The 24,981-nt window shown below is 37.5% G+C and carries 12 protein-coding genes, 3 tRNA genes and 3 rRNA genes; 13 read left to right on the forward strand and 5 right to left on the reverse strand.

The window, feature by feature from the left end:
* Nucleotides 1–88: 88 nt before the first annotated feature.
* Together QOX03_RS02855 and asnB are read left to right on the forward strand one after the other, a co-directional pair.
* The gene (locus QOX03_RS02855) at nucleotides 89–1,237 is read left to right on the forward strand and encodes a serine hydrolase domain-containing protein (RefSeq protein ID WP_283671430.1); all 1,149 of its coding nucleotides are present in this window, start codon (nucleotides 89–91) and stop codon (nucleotides 1,235–1,237) included.
* Between the two features lie 225 nt (nucleotides 1,238–1,462).
* The gene (asnB, locus tag QOX03_RS02860; protein WP_283671431.1) at nucleotides 1,463–3,130 is read left to right on the forward strand and encodes an asparagine synthase B; all 1,668 of its coding nucleotides are present in this window, start codon (nucleotides 1,463–1,465) and stop codon (nucleotides 3,128–3,130) included.
* A gap of 338 nt (nucleotides 3,131–3,468) precedes the next feature.
* On the opposite strand, the gene QOX03_RS02865 is transcribed toward asnB, so the two are convergent.
* Complete coding sequence (locus QOX03_RS02865; protein ID WP_283671432.1) at nucleotides 3,469–4,176, reverse strand: trimeric intracellular cation channel family protein; 708 nt, start codon at nucleotides 4,174–4,176, stop codon at nucleotides 3,469–3,471.
* Nucleotides 4,177–4,242: 66 nt separating this feature from the next.
* On the opposite strand from QOX03_RS02865, the gene QOX03_RS02870 reads away from it, so the two are divergent.
* The gene (locus tag QOX03_RS02870; protein ID WP_283671433.1) at nucleotides 4,243–4,617 is read left to right on the forward strand and encodes a thioredoxin family protein; all 375 of its coding nucleotides are present in this window, start codon (nucleotides 4,243–4,245) and stop codon (nucleotides 4,615–4,617) included.
* On the opposite strand, the gene QOX03_RS02875 is transcribed toward QOX03_RS02870, so the two are convergent.
* Together QOX03_RS02875 and QOX03_RS02880 are read right to left on the reverse strand one after the other, a co-directional pair.
* Nucleotides 4,607–5,878, reverse strand: a complete 1,272-nt coding sequence (locus tag QOX03_RS02875) for a glucose-1-phosphate adenylyltransferase (RefSeq protein ID WP_283671434.1) — start codon at nucleotides 5,876–5,878, stop codon at nucleotides 4,607–4,609. The genes QOX03_RS02870 and QOX03_RS02875 overlap by 11 nt on opposite strands.
* Nucleotides 5,879–5,889: 11 nt before the next feature.
* Nucleotides 5,890–7,305 carry a glycogen synthase gene (locus QOX03_RS02880; protein ID WP_283671435.1) on the reverse strand — a complete coding sequence of 472 codons (1,416 nt, stop codon included), beginning with the start codon at nucleotides 7,303–7,305 and terminating at the stop codon, nucleotides 5,890–5,892.
* 585 nt (nucleotides 7,306–7,890) lie between these two features.
* On the opposite strand from QOX03_RS02880, the gene ppk1 reads away from it, so the two are divergent.
* From ppk1 to QOX03_RS02920, 8 genes are all read left to right on the forward strand, one after another.
* Complete coding sequence (ppk1, locus tag QOX03_RS02885) at nucleotides 7,891–10,032, forward strand: polyphosphate kinase 1 (RefSeq protein WP_283671436.1); 2,142 nt, start codon at nucleotides 7,891–7,893, stop codon at nucleotides 10,030–10,032.
* Nucleotides 10,029–10,922, forward strand: coding sequence for a Ppx/GppA phosphatase family protein (locus tag QOX03_RS02890; RefSeq protein ID WP_283671437.1), 894 nt, complete (start codon nucleotides 10,029–10,031; stop codon nucleotides 10,920–10,922). The genes ppk1 and QOX03_RS02890 overlap by 4 nt, the downstream gene beginning before the upstream one ends.
* A gap of 532 nt (nucleotides 10,923–11,454) precedes the next feature.
* A 16S ribosomal RNA gene (locus tag QOX03_RS02895) occupies nucleotides 11,455–12,975 on the forward strand.
* A gap of 142 nt (nucleotides 12,976–13,117) precedes the next feature.
* Nucleotides 13,118–13,191 (forward strand) — tRNA-Ile (locus QOX03_RS02900).
* A 143-nt stretch (nucleotides 13,192–13,334) separates the two neighbouring features.
* A tRNA-Ala gene (locus tag QOX03_RS02905) sits at nucleotides 13,335–13,408 on the forward strand.
* A gap of 261 nt (nucleotides 13,409–13,669) precedes the next feature.
* Nucleotides 13,670–16,432: ribosomal RNA gene (locus tag QOX03_RS02910) — 23S ribosomal RNA — on the forward strand.
* An 84-nt stretch (nucleotides 16,433–16,516) separates the two neighbouring features.
* A 5S ribosomal RNA gene (gene rrf, locus QOX03_RS02915) occupies nucleotides 16,517–16,625 on the forward strand.
* The 16S, 23S and 5S rRNA genes sit together here with 2 tRNA genes alongside, the layout of an rRNA operon.
* Nucleotides 16,626–17,226: 601 nt before the next feature.
* Nucleotides 17,227–21,042, forward strand: coding sequence for a dermonecrotic toxin domain-containing protein (locus tag QOX03_RS02920; RefSeq protein ID WP_283671438.1), 3,816 nt, complete (start codon nucleotides 17,227–17,229; stop codon nucleotides 21,040–21,042).
* Nucleotides 21,043–21,479: 437 nt separating this feature from the next.
* Here QOX03_RS02920 and QOX03_RS02925 read toward each other — a convergent pair.
* A tRNA-Ile gene (locus QOX03_RS02925) sits at nucleotides 21,480–21,553 on the reverse strand.
* 225 nt (nucleotides 21,554–21,778) lie between these two features.
* On the opposite strand from QOX03_RS02925, the gene rbfA reads away from it, so the two are divergent.
* Nucleotides 21,779–22,138 carry a 30S ribosome-binding factor RbfA gene (gene rbfA / locus QOX03_RS02930; protein ID WP_283671439.1) on the forward strand — a complete coding sequence of 120 codons (360 nt, stop codon included), beginning with the start codon at nucleotides 21,779–21,781 and terminating at the stop codon, nucleotides 22,136–22,138.
* 6 nt (nucleotides 22,139–22,144) lie between these two features.
* The gene (locus QOX03_RS02935) at nucleotides 22,145–23,341 is read left to right on the forward strand and encodes an ABC transporter permease (protein WP_283671440.1); all 1,197 of its coding nucleotides are present in this window, start codon (nucleotides 22,145–22,147) and stop codon (nucleotides 23,339–23,341) included.
* A gap of 96 nt (nucleotides 23,342–23,437) precedes the next feature.
* Here the strand turns inward: QOX03_RS02935 and QOX03_RS02940 are convergent, their stop codons facing one another.
* A complete protein-coding gene (locus QOX03_RS02940; RefSeq protein ID WP_283671441.1) occupies nucleotides 23,438–24,859 on the reverse strand; it encodes an L-serine ammonia-lyase in 1,422 nt (473 codons plus the stop codon).
* Nucleotides 24,860–24,981 lie beyond the last annotated feature (122 nt).

Genomic DNA, 24,981 nt, shown 5'->3' on the forward strand with positions numbered 1-24,981 from the left:
GAAATTTATTGGAATAAATCATAAAACAAAAGTCAAAAAACACATCAGTCAGATTCCAAAATTAAAATAGACTCAAAGAATATTTATAATGATGCTAAGTAGCTTTTCTTTAAAAATCACTTTTATTTATTTTATATTCGGTTCAATTGTTTGGGCAGAAATTCCAGTTAAAAATTATTCTAAAAAAGCACTTGCTTATCATGACACGGTGCAAGGTGTTTATGCAAAATTGCGTCAAGAATTATCTGAAATAAACATCGGGGCACAGAAACCCTCTTTCAATGGATCTGTGCTGGTGGCACATAAAGGGAAATTAATTTTTGCTGATTCTTATGGAGTTTCCAACCGTAGTATTGGGCTGAAAAATACGCTTGACACCCCGACACAAATTGCTTCTATCACCAAGACTTTTACTGGGACTTCTATTCTTTGGCTTGCTGAGCGTGGTTTTCTAGATATTCAAGATCCTGTGCAGAAGTATTTATGGGAATTCCCGTATGCGAACATCACGATAGAAAATTTATTGTCGCATCGCTCTGGTTTACAAGATTATATAAAATATTCTTTTAGTTACTGGAATTCCAATGACCCGATGTATAATTCAGAACTTTTAAGTTTACTTTCTAAGAAAAAATTTCGTCTACTCTTTACCCCTGGAGCCAAGTTTGATTATTGTAATACCAATTATGCTGTCTTAGGTTTATTGATTGAGCGAATTTCTGGGACATCTTACAAGAATTTTCTAACGCGTTATATTTTCAATCCTATCGGGATGGAAAACTCTTTTGTATATGATCCTGCAGAAGAATTTCAGGGTTTATATGCGCGTAGTTACAAATCTAATTTTAGTGATTTCCCCAACACGCATCAAGACGGAGTTTATGCTGATAAAGGTATTTTCACTACAGTCAATGATTTATTCAAATGGGATCGTGCTTTGCATAATCATGAGTTTCTGAAAGAAGAAAGTTTAGAAGAAGCCTTCACCCCCCGCAGTAGTTGGTCTGTCAAGAAAAATTATGGTTTGGGTTGGCGTATTAAATGCTACCCCAATGGCGAAAAATATGTTTACCATACTGGCTGGTGGCATGGCTATCAGGGTATTTTTTCTAGATATATCAAAGATGATTTTACCATTATCATTTTATCCAACCGCTACATTAGTGGAATTTCTGACAATGCAGAAGAAATGTATAATCTAGCACAAAAACATCTAAATTTAACCCCTATGGGCTAATATTTTTTTTGAAATTAGAGGTTTTTTTATGTTTTTTTCCTAAATTTGACATTAATTATAGAATAGAGTAATGATAGTTTTTTCAAACTCAAATCGTAGCAATCTTAATTTTTCTTCTATTTAGAAGGGACAAGATTCTTTGCGTTTGAAGAACTTTTTTCACCTCTTGTCCATTTAAGGCAAGAGTTTTTTTAGCTTGTTTAATTTTAAAAATTATATATACTTATGTGTGGAATAGTTGCTGCTTTTGATTTGAAAAGTTCGAGCCAAAGTTTAAGAGAACAATTACTAGAAATGTCTAAATGTGTACGCCATCGGGGGCCGGACTGGAGTGGAATTTATAACGATGAGAATACCATTATTGCACACGAGCGCTTGGCTATTGTAGACCCAGCATCAGGCAAACAGCCTTTGGTTAGCCCAAATGGAAATTTGGTACTTGCAGTAAATGGGGAAATTTACAATCACAGAGCTTTGAGAAAACAATTTCCTGATTATTCTTTTAAAACAGAATCTGATTGTGAAGTAATTCTACCTCTTTATCAACAGAAGGGAGCTACATTTCTAGAAGAACTAAACGGAATTTTTGGTTTTGCGCTTTATGATAAAGAAAATAATTCATATCTCATTGCGAGAGATCATATGGGCATTATTCCGTTGTATATCGGCTGGGATAAGAAAGGCACTTTTTTTGTCGCTTCTGAACTGAAAGCGCTGGAGGGGTATTGTAATCACATTGAAGTTTTTCCTCCAGGGCATTATCTAGACAGTAGAGAGGGTGAAATCAAGCAATGGTATAAAAAAGCTTGGCGAGATTATGAGCACGTGAAAGATAACGAAACAGATATTGCTAAAATTAAAAAAGGCTTGGAAGATGCCGTGCATCGTCAGCTAATGTCTGATGTGCCCTATGGTGTCCTTCTATCAGGCGGGTTAGATTCTTCCATCATTTCTGCTATTGCCCAAAAATATGCGGGGAAAAGAATAGAAAGCGATGATGCTGAACAAGCTTGGTGGCCACGTTTACATTCATTTTCTATCGGGCTAAAGGGTTCTCCTGATTTAGCTGCTGCACAGAAGGTAGCTGACTACATTGGCACCGTACATCATTCGATAGAATTTACCATTCAAGAAGGTTTGGATGCAATACGAGATGTGATTTATTATTTAGAAACTTACGATATCACCACAGTCAGAGCCAGCACACCAATGTACCTGATGGCACGTGTCATCAAATCAATGGGAATTAAAATGGTGCTTTCTGGTGAAGGTTCAGATGAGATTTTTGGAGGCTATTTATACTTTCACAAAGCACCAAATGCCAAAGAATTTCATGAAGAAACCGTTCGGAAATTAGATAACCTCTACAAATACGATTGCCTACGTGCCAATAAATCATTAATGGCTTGGGGGATAGAGGGGAGAGTACCTTTCTTGGATAAAGAATTTATAGATATTGCTATGAATATCAACCCACAAGATAAGATGATAGACGGTGAACGTATGGAAAAATGGGTTTTAAGAAAAGCTTTTGAAGCGGATTTGCCCAAAGAAATTATTTGGCGACAAAAAGAACAATTCTCTGACGGTGTGGGCTATTCTTGGATTGATTCTTTGAAAGAAATGGTCAATGAGAAAGTGAGCGATACCGATTTGGCTCAAGCAAAACATCGTTTCCCCACGCAGACGCCAACCTCAAAAGAAGAATATTTCTACAGAAGTATTTTTGAAGAACACTTCCCATCAGAGAGCGCTGCGCTTACGGTTCCATCAGTTCCATCAGTGGCCTGCAGTACGCCGACAGCACTCAAATGGGATAAAGCTTTTGAAAATATGAATGACCCAAGTGGACGTGCCGTTTCTAAAGTTCATGCTGATGCCTATGAAAAGTAAATGATAAAACCCATTTAAATTTAAAAATAGTAAAAAAGCAATTCAAAATATATAATTTAAGGTTGATAATCAATAAGTTACAAAAATAAATCGCTTATTTGCAAAATTAAATAAAAGTAGAGTTAGAAAATTAAGAATGAATATTCAAAAAAAAAGTCGTTTCAAAATATTTTGAAACGACTTTTTAATTAATGATAATTAACCATTTGCCATAAACTATTCAAAAACAATATCAAACCCGTGATGTGTTATAAAACGAGATTGGTTTTTTTAGGTTATTAATTAGAACACGAATTTACCAAACTATTGAATTTTTTAAGGTTTATAAAATTTACTGTTTATTCATTCTTTTTTTGTCGTTGCTTCAAAACTTTAGAAACACTTTTTTTCATTTTCTCTTCGGAGCTCAGGTAGAATTTGGGTATATTTAGGTGATATTTCACAGAAAAGTGACGTGTAAAAAAGACCGTAGCCACTGTAAATATTTGTAAAAAAACGTTTTCTGTGCCCAAGATCGGGGATAACCCAGCAAAGAATGCTCCTCCAAGAATGCAGGCTGTGGCATAAATTTCTTCTCGTAGAACTAATGGGACTCGATTGACTAAAACATCTCGCATGATACCACCAAAGCAGCCCGTTATTGTGCCCAGAGTGACGCAAATGGCTGGGTGTAATCCTTCTGCAATGCCTTTCTCTACCCCGACGATGGTAAATAAGCCAAGCCCAAGTGAGTCGAATATAAAAAATGTTACCTTAAAATTATTTTCTATCGATTTAAATATCATGGCCAAAATAGAACTCACGACGATGACTGAAAACATCCTCATATCATAGATCCAAAAAATAGGTGCATCTATCAGCAAATCTCTGATTGTGCCCCCACCTACAGCTGTAGCGAAGGCAATGATGAGGACGCCAAAGGGATCTAGCTTATTTTGCATGGCAGCAAAACTCCCCGACATGGCAAAAGATATGGTGCCCAAAATTTCTATGATGGTAGAAAAGGGTACTTTCCCTATATTTGCTTGTAGCAGTAATAATTCCACAAAGCAAAGATGAATTATCTTTCGTTTTTTGCCAAAATTTTACGCCTTTAAGTTTTAAAATATTTTATGTTTTTTAGTAAGAAAAAAAAAATTAAGCCTTTAGAAATTTCGTCGCTCAATTTCAATCAAGAAATTTTTGAGTCAGAAGAGCCTATATTGTTAAACTTCTATGCAGACTGGTGCCAGCCTTGTCAGGTGATGAAATCTTTGATTTCTCGGTTAACCAAAGAGCGCGGTGATTCTCGAGGGAAGATTTGCAAAGTAAATTTGGATGCTAATCCACAAATTGCTTCCATGTTTGGAGTTCGTTCGGTGCCTAATTTATTATTTATTCACAAAAAGAAAGTCCATCTAAGGCAAACAGGCTTATTGCCTTATGGTGAACTTTCTGATATTTGGAATCAGTTTTTGAAAGATTTAGATGATGAAATTATAGTGTGAATCCATCTCTTAAAATCGCATTTTTTTTGATGACCATGATGCCATCTACAATTTTGTATTCATCGGTTTCAATTTCGCCTTTATCTTGGAATCCGTATAAATTTACATCATTCCCGATTCTCACATTTTTGTCTACAATCACATTATTGAGGTAGCAGCGTTCGCCCACCCCCACAGGAGGGATTCCTTTGAAGCGATTTTCTTCAATTTCCTTCAAAGTTTCATAGTAGTCGCTACCCATCAGGTAAGAATTGACAATGGTAGACCCAATACCGATTCTTGTACGGATTCCTACGACGGTGTTTTCTAAACGGCTGGCGTACACTATTGCGCCTTCAGACAAAACTACGCGCTCTAGCGTTGTGCCCACGACTTTTGCTGGGGGCAACATCCTGGCGTGGGTATAAATTTGGGATTCATTTTCGTATAAATTGAATTGTGGTAAATTATTGGCTAAATCTAAATTCGCCTCGTGAAATGACTTGATCGTCCCAATATCTGTCCAATATCCTTCAAATTGATAGCTGTTGACTTTTTGGTTTTCGATGGATTGCGGAATGATATTTTTACCAAAATCTGTCCCGTCATTTTCACTGAGAAGTTTGTACAGAATTTCTTTGTTAAACAAATAAATACCCATAGATGCGAGATAATTTCGCCCTTGAGCTTTCATTTCATCACTTGTCTCAGACGACCAATCTTTTAACTCTTCAGCAGAAGGTTTTTCTATAAATGAGGTAATACGATTCTCTTGATTTGTTTTCATAATGCCAAAGCTGGTAGCCTCTTCTGCTTTTACAGGAATAGTAGCAATGGTCAACTCCGCATCATTATCCAAGTGATTTTTCAACAAATCTCGATAATCCATTTGGTAAAGTTGATCTCCACTCAAAATCAACATATAGTCAAAGTCAATCGATTTGTAGTGGCTTAATGATTGCCTTACAGCATCGGCCGTACCTTGAAACCAGTTAGCGTTTTGAGTTGTTTGCTCAGCGGCCAAAATATCTACAAAACCTTTGCTAAATAAATCAAAAGAAAAAGCATTTTTCACATGACGGTTGAGCGAAGCAGAGTTAAACTGCGTGAGTACAAATATTTTGTTTATACCAGAGTTTAAGCAGTTAGAAATCGGAATATCGACTAAACGGTATTTTCCTGCTAAGGGAACGGCTGGCTTTGAGCGCTCACAAGTAAGTGGATGCAATCTTGTACCTCTACCGCCGCCTAAAATTAAAGCTAATATTCTTTTATGGTCCATGAGATTTTTATTTAGTTGATAAGATCTTGGTATAAATTTATGTATTTTTCTGCAGATTTTTGCCATGAAAAATCTTTTTTCATATTATTTTTTTTAAGGCTTAAAAAATTTTTTTCATCCTCATGCAAATGCATCGCACGCTGGAAGGCATGTAATAAATCTTCCGAAGACAAATGAATGAATCTGATGCCTGTACCGCCTTCATCTCCAAAGTCAATAATGGAATCCAGCAAACCACCCACAGTCCTTACCATTGGTACGCCGCCATAGCGCAGGGTATAAAACTGATTGAGCCCACAAGGTTCAAAACGAGAAGGCATTACCATAAAATCTGAACCAGCATACACCAGCCGAGCGAAGGCTTCGTTGTAACCAATGTAGGTGTTGTAACGTTCATCTAAGTAATTATTCATCTCTTCTAGCCCAGATTCCATTTCTAGGTCACCACTACCTACAACTAAAAAGTTTATAGGTAAATCAAAAATGGAAATTGCTTGCCATATCGCATCAGCTAGTACATCAACTCCTTTTTGGTCTGTAAATCTTCCGATGAAACTTATCAAAGGGTAATCAGGATTAAACCCATACTTTTGGCACAGATGTTCTTTATTTGCAGCTTTGCCTGATTTAATGTTTTTTACCGTATAATTTTTGACTAAATTTTCATCTGTGGCTGGGTTCCAAACTTGATCATCTATTCCGTTCAGAATTCCTAAACATTTTGATGCTTCTTGCCGAAATAAATCATCTGTGGAGCGACCTTGAGACATTAGCTCTTTCATATACTGCGGGGAAACCGTCGTCACACGCCAAGCACATTTGATGGCAGATGCCATAGCATTTAAATCATTATCCCATACCAATAGCGGGAATTGCCAAACATCAAACCAAGGTAGGTAATCTGCCATATTTTTACCCATGATGCCTTGGTACTCCCCATTATGAATTGTGAAAACACTAGCTATTTCTCTAAATTTAGGAAACTGGTGGCTATACTTCATCATAAAAGGAATAAACCCTGTATGGAAATCATGGCAATGAATCACGCTAGGCAACGCCTTCCATTGATGAATCCAGTTTAAAACTGCGGTCTGAAATGCGATATAAAAATGGTAATCATCATCATAACCATACGGCTGATGGCGATGAGAGAAACCTTCTATCTGAACTAAATACAAAGGAAAATCTAAATCATCATTTTTGAGAATAGTCACATCCAGTAAAGATTTACCAAAGGGCAAAACGGCTTTGTGATCAATCGTTAAATCATGACTTTTAGTAAATTGATTGTAAATATAAGGCATCACCACCATAGCTTCGATGTCTTTTACTTGATTGAGGTATTTGGGCAAAGCTCCCACAACATCTCCTAAACCACCAACTTTGGCGACGGGAAAGCATTCGGCAGAAACGTGAACGATTTTCATTTTAATTTAAGTTTTACTCTCTAAATATACAATTTTTCTGTCAGAATTTCATATTGTATGATGAAAATTTTATGCTTGATTTTGCTTGAAAATGAAAGTTTTAAATCCCCCAAAAGTTTTAGCTTACATCCTATAATCATAAACTGGTCACAAAGTCGGGGGGAGATAAGATTTCGATTAGTTACGGCGAATAACTTCGTTATACTTATTTTCTGAAGTTGTTTGAACTGATAAAACTGTGGCCTTTCTTTCAATTCTATAAATAGCTGATGTTCAGAATCTATTGATTTGAGATAAAAGTATTCTGAACTTGATATTTTTTATAAATTCATTCAAAACTATTTTGTAACTTGCCTCAAAGTTGATTATTGTTGTATTTTATTGGTAATCAACTTCATATGTTAGACTTTAATATTTTGAGTATTTTTTTATAAGGCACTACGGGGGGGGTATAAATAGGTGAAAACTTAAAAACATCGTCATCAAACCTTGTGCTCCAGCAAGCATCCATCTAAAATGATGAAAGGAGGGAAGCAAAAGAGAATGCTAAGAAGGAAGAAATAATTACAGAAGATACAATTATAAATGAGTGCAAAACCAAAATACATCAATAGAGAAATAACGTGGCTGAAATTTAATGCACGTGTTTTACAAGAAGCTCGAGATAAATCCGTTCCATTATTGGAGCGGCTGAGGTTTCTTGGGATTTATTCCAATAATTTAGATGAGTTTTACAAGGTGCGTTATGCCACGGTTTTGAGAGCCTTGCAGCTGGATCACGCTGCTTATTCTAATATCATAGAAGAGCAATCGCTAAAGAGTCTTTTGAGTGACATTCAAGATGTAGTAGAAATGCAGCAGAAATCATATGACGATACATATGAGCAGATTTTGAAAGAAATGGAGCAGGAAAACATCTATTTTTTGGACGATACAGAAGTTGAGGAAAATTTTGCTGAATTTTTGGATAATTTTTATCAAAATAAGCTAAGTCATACGATTGCCATTTATTTATGGGAGCCTAATATTGAAAAAATTCCAGAGTTGAGAGATGAAGCTAACTATTTGGTGGTAAAATTGGGGAATAAAAGAGATGAGAAACCAAAGTCTGAAAATTTTATAAATAAAGTGAAAAAATGGTTTTCAGCAGAGGTTAAGGCTTTACCAACATCTTCTAAAGAAAATACGTATGCTATTATTGAAATTCCGACCCATTTATTTTCCAGATTTGTTGTTTTGCCTAAAAAAGACGGGAAAGATTATATCATTATGCTAGAGGATGTGATTCGCTATAAATTGAAAGAAATTTTTGAAATCTTTGAATTTGACACGATTGAAGCACACTCTTTTAAGGCTTCAAAAGACGCCGAATTAGATTTAGACCAAGATGTACAAAGAAGCTTTATGGATAGGATTTCAAGAAGCGTGGAGGGGCGAAGAAGAGGTGAGCCAGTAAGGTTGGTTTATGATAAAGATATAGCAGAAGACACCCTCAATTACTTGAAGAAAATCCTTCACATCGACCGCTACGATAGTTTATCGCCAGGCGGTAAATATCACAATAAGAGAGACTTTATTGGTTTTCCTAATTTAGGTAAAAAGCATTTAGAGTACGAAAAAATAAAGCCTTTGGTTCCGCCTGCATTGAGAAATGTGAAAAGTTACATCAGAGAAATAGAGAAAAGAGACCACTTGATTTATGCTCCATATGCTGATTTTTCGATTTTACTTAAATTTTTGAGGCAAGCAGCGATAGACCCCAAGGTAGAATCCATTAAAATTACAGCCTATCGTGTAGCGAGTGAATCGCAAATTATGAGTGCACTAGTCAATGCAGCCAAAAATGGAAAAAAAGTAACAGCCGTTTTGGAACTAAGAGCACGTTTTGATGAAGCAAATAATGTTAATTGGTCAAAAATCTTACAAGACGAAGGCGTACAAGTTATTTTTGGTGTTGCAGATTTAAAGGTTCACTCAAAAATTGGCCTAGTAACTTATCGGGAAAAAGAAGAAAAGAAAAAAATTGCCTTCATCAGTACTGGGAACTTTCATGAGAAGACAGCCCGTATTTACACCGATTATACACTTTTGACCTCTCACAAAGAAATCAGTGAAGAAGTAAGTGAAGTTTTTGATTTCTTTGAATCAAATTATAAAGTAAAAAAATACAAGCATTTGATTCTTTCGCCACATGAGATGCGATATAAAATTGAAGAAAAAATCAACAGAGAAATAGAAAATAAGAAAAAGGGATTTCCAGCTCAGATTAATATAAAAGTAAATAGCTTGTCTGATAAAAAAATGATAGATAAGCTCTACAAAGCAAATAAAGTAGGGGTAGAAGTTCGCTTGGTAGTAAGAGGAATCTGTTGTTTAATTCCAGGAATTAAAGGCTTGAGTGAAAATATAAAGGCAATAAGTGTTGTCGATAAATTTTTAGAACACCCGAGACTTTATTGGTTTAAGAATGGAGGAGAAGATGAAGTTTACATCTCCTCAGCCGATTGGATGCCAAGAAATATAGACCATCGAGTAGAAGTCGGATGCCCGATTTTAGATCCACAACTGAAAAAAGAAGTTATGAATACATTTGAATTATCTTTTACCGATAATGTAAAAGGACGAATTCATAACAACACCTTAGATGAAATTTATCAAGAAAATGAACTCCCGCCAAATCGATCTCAAGTAAGTATTTACAACTATTACAAAAACTTATACCAATGAAAACATCCAAATTAGCCGCCATAGATATTGGTTCAAATGCCGTTAGACTTTTAATCAACACCATATATGATGACGGAAACAAAACAACATTTAATAAAACATCCCTAGTTCGAGTCCCCATAAGACTTGGGCAAGACGCCTTTTTAAACGGAAACATTAGCAAAGCAAACGAAAAAAGACTACTAAAAGCGATGAAGGCATTTAAATTGTTGATGGATGTATATCAAGTAGAAGATTACAGCGCTTTTGCAACTTCTGCCATGCGAGAACTTGCAGGAAATCAGGAAATTGTAAAAAAAATAAAAAAACAATCAGACATAGAATTACAAATCATAGACGGGAAAAAAGAAGGACAAATTATTTTTGCAACAGAATTAAAAGAATACGTTCATGATGAAAACAACTATCTTTACATTGACGTCGGCGGTGGAAGCACAGAACTTACCCTTTTAGCATATGGTAAAGTTGTTGTCACAAAATCATTTCCAGTAGGAACCGTTCGTTGGCTAAACGGAAAAGTAGGAGCAGATTTCTTAAAAAATGAAATTCGCCCTTGGGTCAAGAAACAATGTAATAACATAAATAATATAGAGTTAATAGGGTCAGGAGGAAACATCAACCATATATTCAAACAATCAGGAAAGAAAAAAGGAGACCCCTTATCTTATGCATACTTAAACAAACAAAAAAAAATATTGAGTGCTTTAGACTTCGACGACCGATTGACATTATACAACATGAAACCCGATAGAGCAGACGTTATTATTCCCGCATTAGAAATTTACACCAATGTAATGCGTTACGCCAAAGCAAAGAAAATCCATGTTCCTAAAATCGGTCTAGCCGATGGAATGATTCAATATCAATATCATCATCAGAGAAAAAAATAAGCCTTAAAAAAAAACATCAAGCTAAATTTTCTAAGGCTTAAAAAAAATAAGAAGAGAAAAGCGTTCATAATATAGTCAAAACGTCCACCATGCGAACACTAATTTATCATTAATAGAGATTAGTTATAATTTCATTCAATATATTAGATACGGATAGTCAAAAAAACGCAAAAATAATTCAAGTCCATTCACTTGTAAATCAATCAATTATAATTTATTTAAAAAAAAGTTATAAAAAAACATGGTAAAAAATTTGGAAGGGAATAAAAATAGTATTTATATTTGCCGTCCTTTTGAGAGTGAGAGAGTTATTTGGAAGTTTGATAAAAAAAAGGATAAATTTTTTTTGGATTAAAAGAAAAAGAATTTATATATTTGCAGCCCTTTTAGGGTAGAGGAGTTCATAAAGATAGAAATAAGATACAAATTAGAAGACAAAATAAGCAAAAAGAAGCCAAGTGTCAATTTGATGAGTTTGGGGATAGCTTTTCAGTTATAGTTATTATTTAAGACATTAGATAATTAAGGAATAACAACGGAGAGTTTGATCCTGGCTCAGGATGAACGCTAGCGGGAGGCTTAACACATGCAAGCCGAGGGGTATTTAATTTTCGGATTAGAGAGACCGGCGAACGGGTGCGTAACGCGTATGTAACTTGCCCTTATCGGGAGGATAGCCCGAGGAAACTCGGATTAATACTCCATAATAATAATTATGGCATCATAAATATTTAAAAGATTTATCGGATAAGGATAGGCATGCGTCAGATTAGTTAGTTGGTAGTGTAGAGGACTACCAAGGCGATGATCTGTAGGGGGCCTGAGAGGGTGAACCCCCACACTGGTACTGAGACACGGACCAGACTCCTACGGGAGGCAGCAGTGAGGAATATTGGACAATGGGTGGAAGCCTGATCCAGCCATCCCGCGTGCAGGAAGACGGCCCTATGGGTTGTAAACTGCTTTTGTATAGGGATAAATCATCTTACGAGATAGGATGTTGAAGGTACTATACGAATAAGCATCGGCTAACTCCGTGCCAGCAGCCGCGGTAATACGGAGGATGCGAGCGTTATCCGGATTCATTGGGTTTAAAGGGTCCGTAGGCGGGCTAATAAGTCAGTGGTGAAATCTCACAGCTCAACTGTGAAATTGCCATTGATACTGTTAGTCTTGAGTGAGTTTGATGTTGCTGGAATGTGTAGTGTAGCGGTGAAATGCATAGATATTACACGGAACACCGAATGCGAAGGCAGGTAACAAAGACTTAACTGACGCTGATGGACGAAGGCGTGGGGAGCGAACAGGATTAGATACCCTGGTAGTCCACGCAGTAAACGATGCTAACTCGTTTTCGGGGTGAAGAACTTCGGAGACCAAGCGAAAGTGATAAGTTAGCCACCTGGGGAGTACGTTCGCAAGAATGAAACTCAAAGGAATTGACGGGGGCCCGCACAAGCGGTGGAGCATGTGGTTTAATTCGATGATACGCGAGGAACCTTACCAAGGCTTAAATGCATTTTGACGTACCCTGAAAGGGGTATTTCTTCGGACAGGATGCAAGGTGCTGCATGGCTGTCGTCAGCTCGTGCCGTGAGGTGTTAGGTTAAGTCCTGCAACGAGCGCAACCCTTATCTTTAGTTGCCAGCGTTTAAAGACGGGGACTCTAGAGAGACTGCCAACGCAAGTTGAGAGGAAGGTGGGGACGACGTCAAGTCATCACGGCCCTTACGTCTTGGGCTACACACGTGCTACAATGGTCGGTACAGAGGGCAGCTACTATGTGAATAGGTGCGAATCTTGAAAGCCGATCTCAGTTCGGATTGGAGTCTGCAACTCGACTCTATGAAGCTGGAATCGCTAGTAATCGCAAATCAGCCATGTTGCGGTGAATACGTTCCCGGGCCTTGTACACACCGCCCGTCAAGCCATGGAAGCTGGGGGTACCTGAAGTTGGTGACCGTCAAAGGAGCTACCTAGGGTAAAACCAGTAACTGGGGCTAAGTCGTAACAAGGTAGCCGTACCGGAAGGTGCGGCTGGAACATCTCTTTTATAGAGTTAAGAATAATAAACGACGAAAAGAAACAAATTAAGAGAATAGGCACTGGCTTTTTCATTTGCTAAATTATCAGATGATTTGTATTTTTGATATAAAGATAAATAAGCCCCTAGTCGTAGAAGGAGGGATGGATAGAGTCTCGTAGCTCAGCTGGTTAGAGCGCTACACTGATAATGTAGAGGTCGGCAGTTCGAGTCTGCCCGAGACTACACTAAGGAAGAGGGGGTTGAATTATTAAGAATTATGAATTAAGAATTATGGATTAATCATTAATTGGTGGTTTTTAATATAGTAGAAGAATACTAGGAGGTGAGCGATAATTTTTCATTTTATAATTTTTAATTAAGATAATGGGGGATTAGCTCAGCTGGCTAGAGCGCCTGCCTTGCACGCAGGAGGTCATCGGTTCGACTCCGATATTCTCCACGATCATTGATTATACATTGTTTAGGTTACGATGTACAATTGAGAAGAAGTTCATTGACATGATAGATAGCAAGTTTTTCTCTATAGGATTAAGGGATTAATAATATAGAGGGAAAAGAAACTTGAAGTAGAAAACGAGAAATGATAACGAGTAGGATTTTTTTTGAATTATAGATTGAGAGATTTATAGAGAGGGAAGAATCTAAAAGAAATAAAATAGAAGGTAAAAACAAATAACCGAGATTAAAGAGCGCGGTTAGAAGAAATCGTTAAGGGCGTATGGCGGATGCCTAGGCTCACAGAGGCGAAGAAGGACGTGATAAGCTGCGAAAAGCTGCGGGGATTTGCACATAAGAATAGATCCGCAGATATCCGAATGGGGCAACCCACTATGTTGAAGGCATAGTACCAGAGATGGGGCGAACCCGGGGAACTGAAACATCTAAGTACCCGGAGGAAAAGAAATCAAAAGAGATTCCCAGAGTAGTGGCGAGCGAAATGGGATTAGCCGAGAATTTACAAATATTAGAAATACTTGGAAAAGTATACCGAAGAAGGTGAGAGTCCTGTATAAGAAATGAGTAGATTACGTATTAAGTAGGGCGGGACACGAGAAATCCTGTTTGAAGAAGGGGGGACCATCCTCCAAGGCTAAATACTCCTGTGAGACCGATAGTGAACAAGTACTGTGAAGGAAAGGTGAAAAGCACTTTGAATAAAAGGGTGAAAGAGAACCTGAAACCGTACGCCTACAAGCGGTCGGAGCATCGTAAGATGTGACGGCGTGCCTTTTGCATAATGAGCCTACGAGTTACTGTTACTGGCGAGGATAAGGTGTTCAGCACTGTATTCGAAGCGAGAGCGAGTCTGAAAAAGGCGATATAGTCAGTAGGAGTAGACGCGAAACCTTGTGATCTACCCATGGGCAGGTTGAAGCTGTGGTAACACACAGTGGAGGACCGAACCGGTTGACGTTGAAAAGTCTTCGGATGACCTGTGGGTAGGGGTGAAAGGCCAATCAAACTGGGAAATAGCTCGTACTCCCCGAAATGCATTTAGGTGCAGCGTTTAAATAAGTTTATTAGAGGTAGAGCTACTGATAGGATGCGGGGGATTCACCTCCTACCAATTCCTGACAAACTCCGAATGCTAGTAAATGATATTAAGCAGTGAGGGCATGGGTGCTAAGGTCCATGTCCGAGAGGGAAAGAACCCGGACTAACAGCTAAGGTCCCTAAATGTATGTTAAGTTGATAAAACGCGGTTGGATTGCACAGACAGCTAGGATGTTGGCTTGGAAGCAGCCATTCATTTAAAGAGTGCGTAACAGCTCACTAGTCGAGCGATCTGGCATGGATAATGATCGGGCATAAACATACTACCGAAGCTATAGACTGTAGATACAGTGGTAGGGGAGCATTCTATACGAGTAGAAGTTGAGCTGTAAGGCTTGGTGGATTGTATAGAAAAGAAAATGTAGGCATAAGTAACGATAATGCGGATGAGAAATCCGCACGCCGCAAGACTAAGGATTCCTCAGCTATGCTAATCAGCTGAGGGTTAGTCGGGACCTAACATGAACCCGAAAGGGGTAGTGGATGGCAAACAGGTTAATATTCCTGTACCTGCTCACAGAGGAAGTGACGGGGTTAAGTAATAAGTGCGTACTGACGGAATAGTACGTTGAACCCATTTAACGTGGGGATAGTACACAAAGGCTACGGCTGGCGTGATAATCTTATGAAGTGACCTCCAAGAAATAGCGAGTGAAGCAGCCCGTACCGTAAACCGACACAGGTAGTCGAGGAGAGTATCCTAAGGCGCTCGAGTGAATCATGGCTAAGGAACTAGGCAAAATAGACCTGTAACTTCGGGAGAAAGGTCGCCCCAAGAGATTGGGGCCGCAGCGAAGAGGTCCAGGCGACTGTTTATCAAAAACACAGGACTCTGCTAAATCGAAAGATGATGTATAGGGTCTGACACCTGCCCGGTGCTGGAAGGTTAAGGGAGGAGGTTAGCGTAAGCGAAGCTTTTGACTGAAGCCCCAGTAAACGGCGGCCGTAACTATAACGGTCCTAAGGTAGCGAAATTCCTTGTCGGGTAAGTTCCGACCTGCACGAATGGTGTAACGATCTGGACACTGTCTCAGCCATGAGCTCGGTGAAATTGTAGTATCGGTGAAGATGCCGGTTAATCGCAACGGGACGAAAAGACCCCGTGAACCTTTACTATAGCTTCGTATTGACTTTGGGTAAACCATGTGTAGGATAGGTGGGAGACTGTGAATTGGCATCGCTAGGTGTTGAGGAGTCGTTGTTGAAATACCACCCTTGGTTTACTTGGAGCCTAACTCCGAGAGGAGGACATTGCGTGGTGGGTAGTTTGACTGGGGTGGTCGCCTCCGAAAGAGTAACGGAGGCTTTCAAAGGTACCCTCAGCACGCTTGGTAACCGTGCGTAGAGTGTAATGGCATAAGGGTGCTTGACTGTGAGACCTACAAGTCGAACAGGTGCGAAAGCAGGACATAGTGATCCGGTGGCGCTGAATGGAAGGGCCATCGCTCATAGGATAAAAGGTACTCCGGGGATAACAGGCTAGTCTCCCCCAAGAGCTCACATCGACGGGGAGGTTCGGCACCTCGATGTCGGCTCGTCACATCCTGGGGCTGGAGAAGGTCCCAAGGGTTGGGCTGTTCGCCCATTAAAGTGGCACGCGAGCTGGGTTCAGAACGTCGTGAGACAGTTCGGTCTCTATCTGTTGCGATCGTTAGAAGTTTGAGTGGGCTTGACTCTAGTACGAGAGGACCGAGTTGAACGAACCGCTAGTGTATCTGTTGTATTGCCAAGTGCACCGCAGAGTAGCTATGTTCGGTTAAGATAAGCACTGAAAGCATATAAGTGCGAAACTTGCCACAAGATGAGACTTCTTTAAAGGGCCGTGGGAGATGACCACGTAGATAGGCTACAGATGTAAAGGCAGTAATGTCATAGTCGAGTAGTACTAATTACCCGTAGATTTAACTAACCGCGAGAGGATCGGTTGTTTGTTTTTATTCTTTTTTATAAAAAAAAGTTTTAATCTATCTATCAAACATGTCAATCAAAGATTTAGGGTGACTATAGCGGCAGGGCTCACCTCTTCCCATTCCGAACAGAGAAGTTAAGCCTGCCTGCGCCGATGGTACTGCATATCGTGGAAGAGTAGGTCGTCGCCAGTTTTTTATTACAAACCTGCATAGTAACATACTATGCAGGTTTTTGTTTTATACCCTAATTGATTCCTTCCTCCCTCCTTTTGTTCGCTTTTTAATTTTTATTTAGATGATTATATCACCCTATTCGAAGTTCTATTACAAGAATTTTATCTAAAATTTTTTAAGGCTTGAAAAAATGACAAATTCTGCTTATGCAAGACTTACCTCTTCTCATTTCGAATAGAGAAGTTAAGCTTTCCTGCGCTATATGATATCACAGATTGGAGTTTTTCTGAGTAAAGGAAAATAATTTTAGTTGTGTACAAATAAAATGAGTAGTTTTAGAAAAGTTGCATTAGAAAGTTTCTTGTATTTTTAATTGACTATCATATAATTATATGAATTTTGTGATTTAATGAGTAACTTTTTTATATACCAAATGCACATCGGGTATGAAAAAGTTTTCTGAATTTGATGTTTTTTGTAATTGATTTAAAACTATTTTGTAACTTGTTTAAAAGTTGCAACCATTGTATATACTATTAGCTGGTACGGTATACTAAATTTTAATGTTTTGAGTAACTTTTTCATAATATATTATAGGTATTTTTAATATTTATTTCAAATGGAATTATCTAACACTTATTTCACAGATTATCAGATTAAGGGAAAATCTGTTTCACAAATTTTTGCTGAATTATTAAATGATAGAAATAAAGCTTTTTCTATAAATCAAAAAGACTGGCAGGAGCAGTATGTGCGGTCTTTTGCCCAGATGTTGGATTCTATGCCTGAACCTAGAAAAATAGTGAAAGAAATATTAGCTAGGGAGTTAGAGAAAAAAGGATTACAGCCAATAGATCCTGATGCGGTTTATTTAAACAAATTTGGACAAGCTGATAAATCTTCTGATGAGCAATATTACAATCATGGGAGTGGTTCTCTTGTTTGGAGCTATAAGTTGACTGATGCTTGTTTGATGAATGTACTGGGCAAGTATTATTATGATGATTGGGATATTTTATATTCAGACGTGTCTGTGGGGCTATACACAGAGGGTTCGGCGGCTGATTCTTGGGGAGCACATAATATTGTGCCTATTATGCCTATAGAGATATTTAATATTTTTTATTACTATCCTATCTACAAGGAGTTTAATCGCCAAGTGGAGAATTTTTGGCAGCAGTATAAAGATAGATATATGCATTATTTGGAAGATAATTTTCTATTATCTGGCGTTGTACAGTATAAGAATAAAATGCTATCAGAGAATGCTTTTTCTATAATTCGCAAGGTTTATAATCATCAAGATGATATTGAGGCTAAATTTCTGAAAATATATGGCTATGCATCTACAGATATAATGATTATTAGGGATTTAAAAGATGCAACAGGGCTTTTGATTTTATATATTCCTGGTGCTAGGTTTCCTTTCATAGAATTTTTAACATCTTCTGATTGCAGAAATTGGATTAAACAGCATATAGAAGATCCTTTTTTGCGTAATTCATTTGCCAATCACTTCTCTATATATGAAAGACAAGACGGGTTGGAATATTCAGGTGTGGACACAGCACTCAAAGGTATAGCAGAGGATACTTGGGATATTGGGTATATTGATTTTGATCATCATACAGTGCTGAGTGTGAATTTATTTGCCACAGTGGCAGATAAAACGCAAAAAAGAATGCAAGTAGATGGTGATGTGCAGATAAAATCAGATTCAGAGTTAACAAGGGATCATGTCTATAACTTCATTCATGGTATGTTATCCCAATTATATTATTTTGAAGCACTTGTACCAGAAATTTTAATCCCTTTGAATTTGACATTATCTCTCACAGCGCTAGGCTTGAGCGTGGATAAAATGGTGGATGGGGATACCTATGAAGAGAGAAAATACGGTGTGGGTGAATTCGTAACTTCTTTTTTATTCCTAGGAATAAATATGCTCCCATTCTTCGCTGAAGCTATCTCTTACATGAAACAATTTGATCTGAAAAAAATCCCAGAATACTCAAATGAAGAAGAGGTAATAAAAACCTATTTTAATGTATCTGCAGAGGATGTATTGATAGATACTCCCGCCATTACGCCTGAAGGCGAAGACGCTGGCAAAACGTTTTTAGCTCGATTAGCAGATGAAAATAATGAATTAGTGGTATTTAAACCCCTTGCAGGGAATAAATATATCAGATTAAATCCCACTACGCACGAAGAAATTCCAGGTGAATTAATTTCAAAAGTATACTCCTCAAATTTAGAAAAAATGGTGTATGTGAGAAGCGGATTAAAGGGAGGAGCACCATATAGCCCTCTAGAACTGGATTTTTCAGCCGTTATGTCTGTGGCTGATTTACGGAAAAAAGCTGCTGTATTAGGGAAACCTATTGGCAAGTCGTATAAAAAAATTATCGAAAAATTAGATCACTGGCACACAATTACCACATTTGAAGAAAAATCCAAATCAGCATTTGAATTAATCCACCTAATCAGAAAATACAAAATAGAACATCCAGAATCTAGACGTATCCCTGCTTTTGATTCATTAGAAGAAGAATTAAAGGGAGCTCTGTTTACAGATGGAATGAATGATCTGCAAAAGAATTTAATCAAAATGCTAGATAAAGTAGGAGCAGAAGCCACATCCATACTATATAAATCTGTATTGCAAGAAATCAAAGGCATAGATATAGGAAAAACTGGTACACTGGTATTATTTGCAGAAAATAATTATACCACATATCCCTTTGCTGGATTTGCAGAAGAACTGCCTACACAACTATCATTCACGCCCTACTATGTGATACCAGAAACAAGTGAATTTTCAATACTTGAACACGCTTATTATAACGATTCTTTATTCGAAGGGCTGGGATTTGATAATAATATTGATGTGCTGAAATATACAATAGAACGTATAAAATCAGAAAATTTACTTTCTGAAATAGAAGAAATAGATAACAAATTATATATTGGCTATAATTTTGAAGAACTGAATCAAATCATTTCCACATTTTCATGTGCAGAGGAAACTCAATATAGTGAGTATCCCCTCACATTTATACAAATGCTACAAGAACTGGGAAGTATAAAAGGACAAGGAATTCCAGAAAAGGGATTGATGCACGTATATTCCTCTGCTAAATACTATCAAGACACAGTGGAAAAACGTATGAATACCGTGGAAACGGCCTTTCAAATATCAGATAATTATGATTTTTCAATTTGGGATAATAATTTTCCTGGAAATCAAAATTATATCGAATTTCTGAAAAATCAAGAAACAACCAATTCTGCCATATCTACAGCTGTTTCAACATCTATGGGTGTAGCTTTTGATGATTCAGCAGAATCACTTAGATTTATTACAGAAAATCTAGAAACTTTCTATGAAGAAGGAATCAGGAATATTTTTGTCAGGAGATTAAATCACAGATTGTTAAAAAGAGATATAGCACTCTACTTAAGAGGTGAGAACATGACAGATCGCTTAAATGCTGCATTACTCACCACACTAGAGCACGGGCATGATTTATACAGAGCACTGATTAGAGAGGCAAAAAAAATTAAAATAAATGTGATACCCACAGGCGGGCATGATGGCATTATATCTAGCGCTCTAGATATATATGAAAGCTATTATGCAAATGTGGAGCAAACCATAAGAGAGTTCAATCTTATAAATGATTCTTCAGGAAAGTTTTTAATCATAACCCCGCCCACTGCGTTGCGCCCTATAGCTGGTATTCATGCGCCTTTCCCAAATATAGCAGAGCTCACCAATATTCCTGTTTTGAAAGTCACAGAGAATAAATTGCTAGATTTATCCGTAGCTATAGGCAGAGAAAAGTTGGATGTGAGAGTGCCTGCTTGGACGGAGTTTGTGCCACTCGACGGGAAAGTATTGGGCTGGAAGACCTACGGAGGTAAAGATTATTTAAAACCTAATCAATCCACTCGAAGAGATCTTTTTATAAAAGGTAGAGATGCTCATCAAGCGACGGAGCTACTGAATGAAATTGATGTATTGAAAGATCATATTGCAGATTTAGCCACGGCATCATCTGGAAGTTGTGCAAGCGTTTCTGCAAAAGTTTTACAAAATTTACGAACCTTGGGATACAATACAGGCAGAGGCTACTCCCTTGCTTATTGGAAGAAGAGGGGGAATGATTATTTTCCATTTAATCACACTGCCACATCTGTATGGTTACAAAATGAAGAGTTTGTAGTAGATGCCACACACCTTCAATTTCCACACGCTCCAGAGGATGCAGAACAAATCATAGTACAGAGACCAGAGGATTGGGCAGAGGAAATTGCTAGCCGAGCAGAGGCCATACGCCCATGGCTGGAACACGGGCTGAAAGGCGTGTCTGTAATTGGATATTTTGAACCCCCTATATACACTAAACCAAGAATTTTAAAGCAACCATAAAATGATGGAAATTTATAACATCAATTTTCCACCCAAGATTTTATTCAAATATTGTTTGCCATGGCAGTCGTTCGCACACGGAAATTGATAAGCTTTAAACAAAGTACATTAATTTGAACTTCTATAGTATATATTGGGTGGATTTTTTTTTATTTAGTTCTATAGTGATTTTTATCTATAAATAAGTCTGTTAACCTTCATGTTTTCAGTGGTAAAATCACAACTTTTACAAAGCAATCGTAGGCGATAATATTAGCAGAGCTGGATGCTCATTTGAACGAGAAAACACAAAATATAATCACTAAAATACCAATATTTTCAAATAAATAATTATCTTTGAAACAACGATTTATTGTATCATTATTGTACAAGGAAGTTTTTTTGAAGACCAAAAAATAAGCACCAACATTGCTGTAAGTGCTTGATTATTAAAGTTGTGGTCCCACCTGGGCTCGAACCAGGGACCACCTGATTATGAGTCAGGTGCTCTAACCAACTGAGCTATAGGACCAGTTTTTTATTGGAATGCAAATATAAAATAATTTTTAATTAAAGTAAGCTTTTTTTAAATTTTTTTAAGCTTAAAAAAATTCATATGAAAAGGCTGCTGAAATTTTATCTTTAAAACTATTTTAGTTACACTTCCATCTCTTTTTGATGAAATTTCTTTTAATGTAAGAGATTCGTATTTTTTCATTTAAATCTCTTATTTTTGAATTTTTAAATTAATATTGTTTTGGATAGTAAACGATTACAGCGGGTCAATCAACTTTTGCAAGAAGAATTGGCCGATATTTTTAGAATAGAAGCCAATAAAATTAAACAAGGTCTTTTAATTTCTGTAACAGAGGTAAGAACAGCACAAGACCTCTCTATTGCAAAAATTTTTATCAGTGTTTTCCCCACCCAATATCGTAATTCAATGATGAATGCAATTCATGAAAATGTTCCCTATTACAGAAAAAAATTAGGCGAGCGAATTGGTAAACAAATGCGAATCGTCCCCGAGCTTCACTTTTTTACTGATGACTCTTTAGACCGAGTAGATGCTATAGAAAGAGAACTCAAAGGGCAAGGGAATAATCCTGAATTGTAAGGCTGAATGAATTTACCGCTTTACATTGCTCGAAAATATGTTTTTTCAGGCAAAAATGCAGTAGAAGTCAATATCATTTCTTGGATTGCTTTTATCGCTTTGGGTTTTGTGACTGCTTGTTTGATAGTTATTTTATCAGTTTTTAGCGGATTAGAGAAAATTAATATTCAATTCTACAGCGAAATCAACCCCGATGCGCAAATTACTCCCAAAACGGGTAAAGTCATCGAAAATTCAGAGCAATTGCTGGGGAAAATTCAAGCTTTGCCAGAGGTGAAGGCGGCAAGTAAAGTCATTGAAGAACGTGCTTTCATCGATTACAATCATAAAAATCATATTGTCATGCTCAAAGGAGTTGACCAAAATTTTAATCAAATTTTTGGACTAGACTCAATGGTAAAAATAGGAAAGCCTCTCTCAACGGAATATCCTAGAGACATTATTTTAGGGCAAGGAGTTTCTTCACGGCTATCGCTGTATATGGATGAGGTGACTCCTGCTGTTTTGTATGTTCCCAAGCCAGGCAAAGGTTTGATAACGAGCAAAAAAGAGGCTTTTAATACAACAGAAGCTTACGGGACGGGCATTTTTAGCATTAATGATAAATACAGCGAATACGTTTTTGCTCAGTTAGAATTGGTGCAAAATCTATTAAATTACCAAAAAGGAGAAATATCTGCCATAGAAATCAAATCGGCTACGGCTGATTCTAAACAATTTTTAAAGGCTTTAAAAAAAATCATTGGGGATGATTTTCAAATCAAATCAAGAGAAGAAATTGATGCTGCTTTCACCAAAATGATGAATACTGAAAACCTCATTATTTACCTGATATTTTTTTTGATATTAATCATCGCTAGCTTCAATTTGGCTGGTTCTGTTGCTATTCTTATTCTTAACAAAAGAAAACAATCTTTGACGCTAAGAGCCTTGGGAATGCCACGGGGTAAAATCAAGCAAAGCTTCTTCTACACGGGTGTTCTTATCACTATTTATGCTTTGTTTACGGGTTTGCTAATCGGTACGTTAGTTATTTTTTTGCAGCAAGAGTTTGGGCTTGTCAGCATCAATATGTTTATGGCATTTCCCGTTCGCTTCACGCTTCAGAACTATTTGGTTGCAATTCTCAGTGTTTTGTTTATAGGAACCGCTGTTTCATATTTTGTGAGCAGAAGCATTGCTCTATCAGCTTTACAAAGCTAGCCTTCTGTTTAAATAAGGGATTGAAATAACGGAATGAATTTTTTTATTGAGATAAAAAATTTAGAGACACAAATTTTCTTAAGCCTTAAGAAAAAATTAGCAATCAACGATTTTCACACTTACAGCTAGACCACCTTCAGAAGTTTCTTTGTATTTAGAATTCATGTCTTTAGCCGTTTGCCACATTGTTTCGATCACATTGTCAAGCGACACCTTCACATGTTCAGGATTTGTTTCTAGCGCCAATTCAGAGGCATTGATTGCCTTGATGGCTCCCATTGCATTTCGCTCGATACAAGGGATTTGCACCAAACCTTTTATTGGGTCGCAAGTTAGCCCGAGGTGATGTTCCATGGCAATTTCAGCCGCATTTAGACACTGCCTTGGTGTTCCTCCACGAAGCTCAGTCAAACCTGCGGCGGCCATTGCACTAGAAACACCAATTTCAGCTTGGCAGCCACCCATCGCTGCAGAAATCGTTGCATTTCGTTTGAAAATACTGCCAATGACACCTGCCGTCAAGAGGAATTTTCTAATTTCATCGTTCCCTGCTTTATGATTTTCTATTGCTAAATAGAATAAAATAACCGAGGGTATAACACCAGAAGAACCATTGGTAGGGGCGGTAACCACACGACCCAAGCTAGCATTGACTTCATTTACAGCGATAGCAAAGGTTGAAACCCATTTAAAGATTTCACGATAATGCATTTTGGTATTGCGAAGGCTTTTAATCCATTCAGCATGACTTTGATACTGATCTTTAGGATTTTTCAATTTTTGGTACATGTCAAAGGCACGCCTGCGCACCATCAAGCCACCAGGTAAAAATCCCTCTGTATGGCAACCTAAATAAATGCTCTCTAGCATCACAGCCCAGATAGCGTCCAATTGCGAGTGGATTTCTTCCTTACTTCGCACACTCCGTTCATTTTCCAAAACCAACTGAGAAATTGAAAGTCCGTATTTTACCGTTTGTTGAATGATATTTTCAGAAGAAGCTGTAGGGTGAGGAAAATTGTCATTTTCAGATAAATCTACAATTTGCTCATCAGATTCCTTGGTAATGAACCCACCACCGATGGAATAAAAGGTGGACTGATAAATTTCTTCATTTCCCATAGTAGCACAGAAACGCATCCCATTGGCGTGGTATGGTAAAAAATCTCGTTTGAAGTGAATTTGCTCTGGCAAGAACGGGATCGTCTTTTCACCACCAAGTTCCAAGTATTGTCGCGTATTGATATGCCCAATCGTGGTATCGATTTCATCTATGGGAATCGTGACAGGGTCTTTCCCGCTCAGGCCCAGCATTATGGCCAAATCTGTGGCATGTCCTTTCCCCGTCAACGATAAAGAACCGTACAACTCAACCTGAATATCTGTTGTTTGATAAAAGATGTTTTTGTCTTTCAATTCTTGTACAAATTCCTGAGCAGCTCGCCAAGGACCTAGCGTGTGCGAACTGGATGGACCCACACCAATTTTTAACATATCAAAAACGCTAATGTGCTTCATAAGTTTAAAAGTAAACAATCTGAAAGGTTTTAAAAAACAAATTTTTATAAATTTATTGGGATTTTTCTAAATAGATTAAAAAAATCAGGTATAAAATTCAAAGAGTTTAGAAATTTTAAGTT

Origin of the sequence: Candidatus Ornithobacterium hominis, assembly GCF_951229915.1 — a bacterium.
Lineage (GTDB): Bacteria > Bacteroidota > Bacteroidia > Flavobacteriales > Weeksellaceae > Ornithobacterium > Ornithobacterium hominis.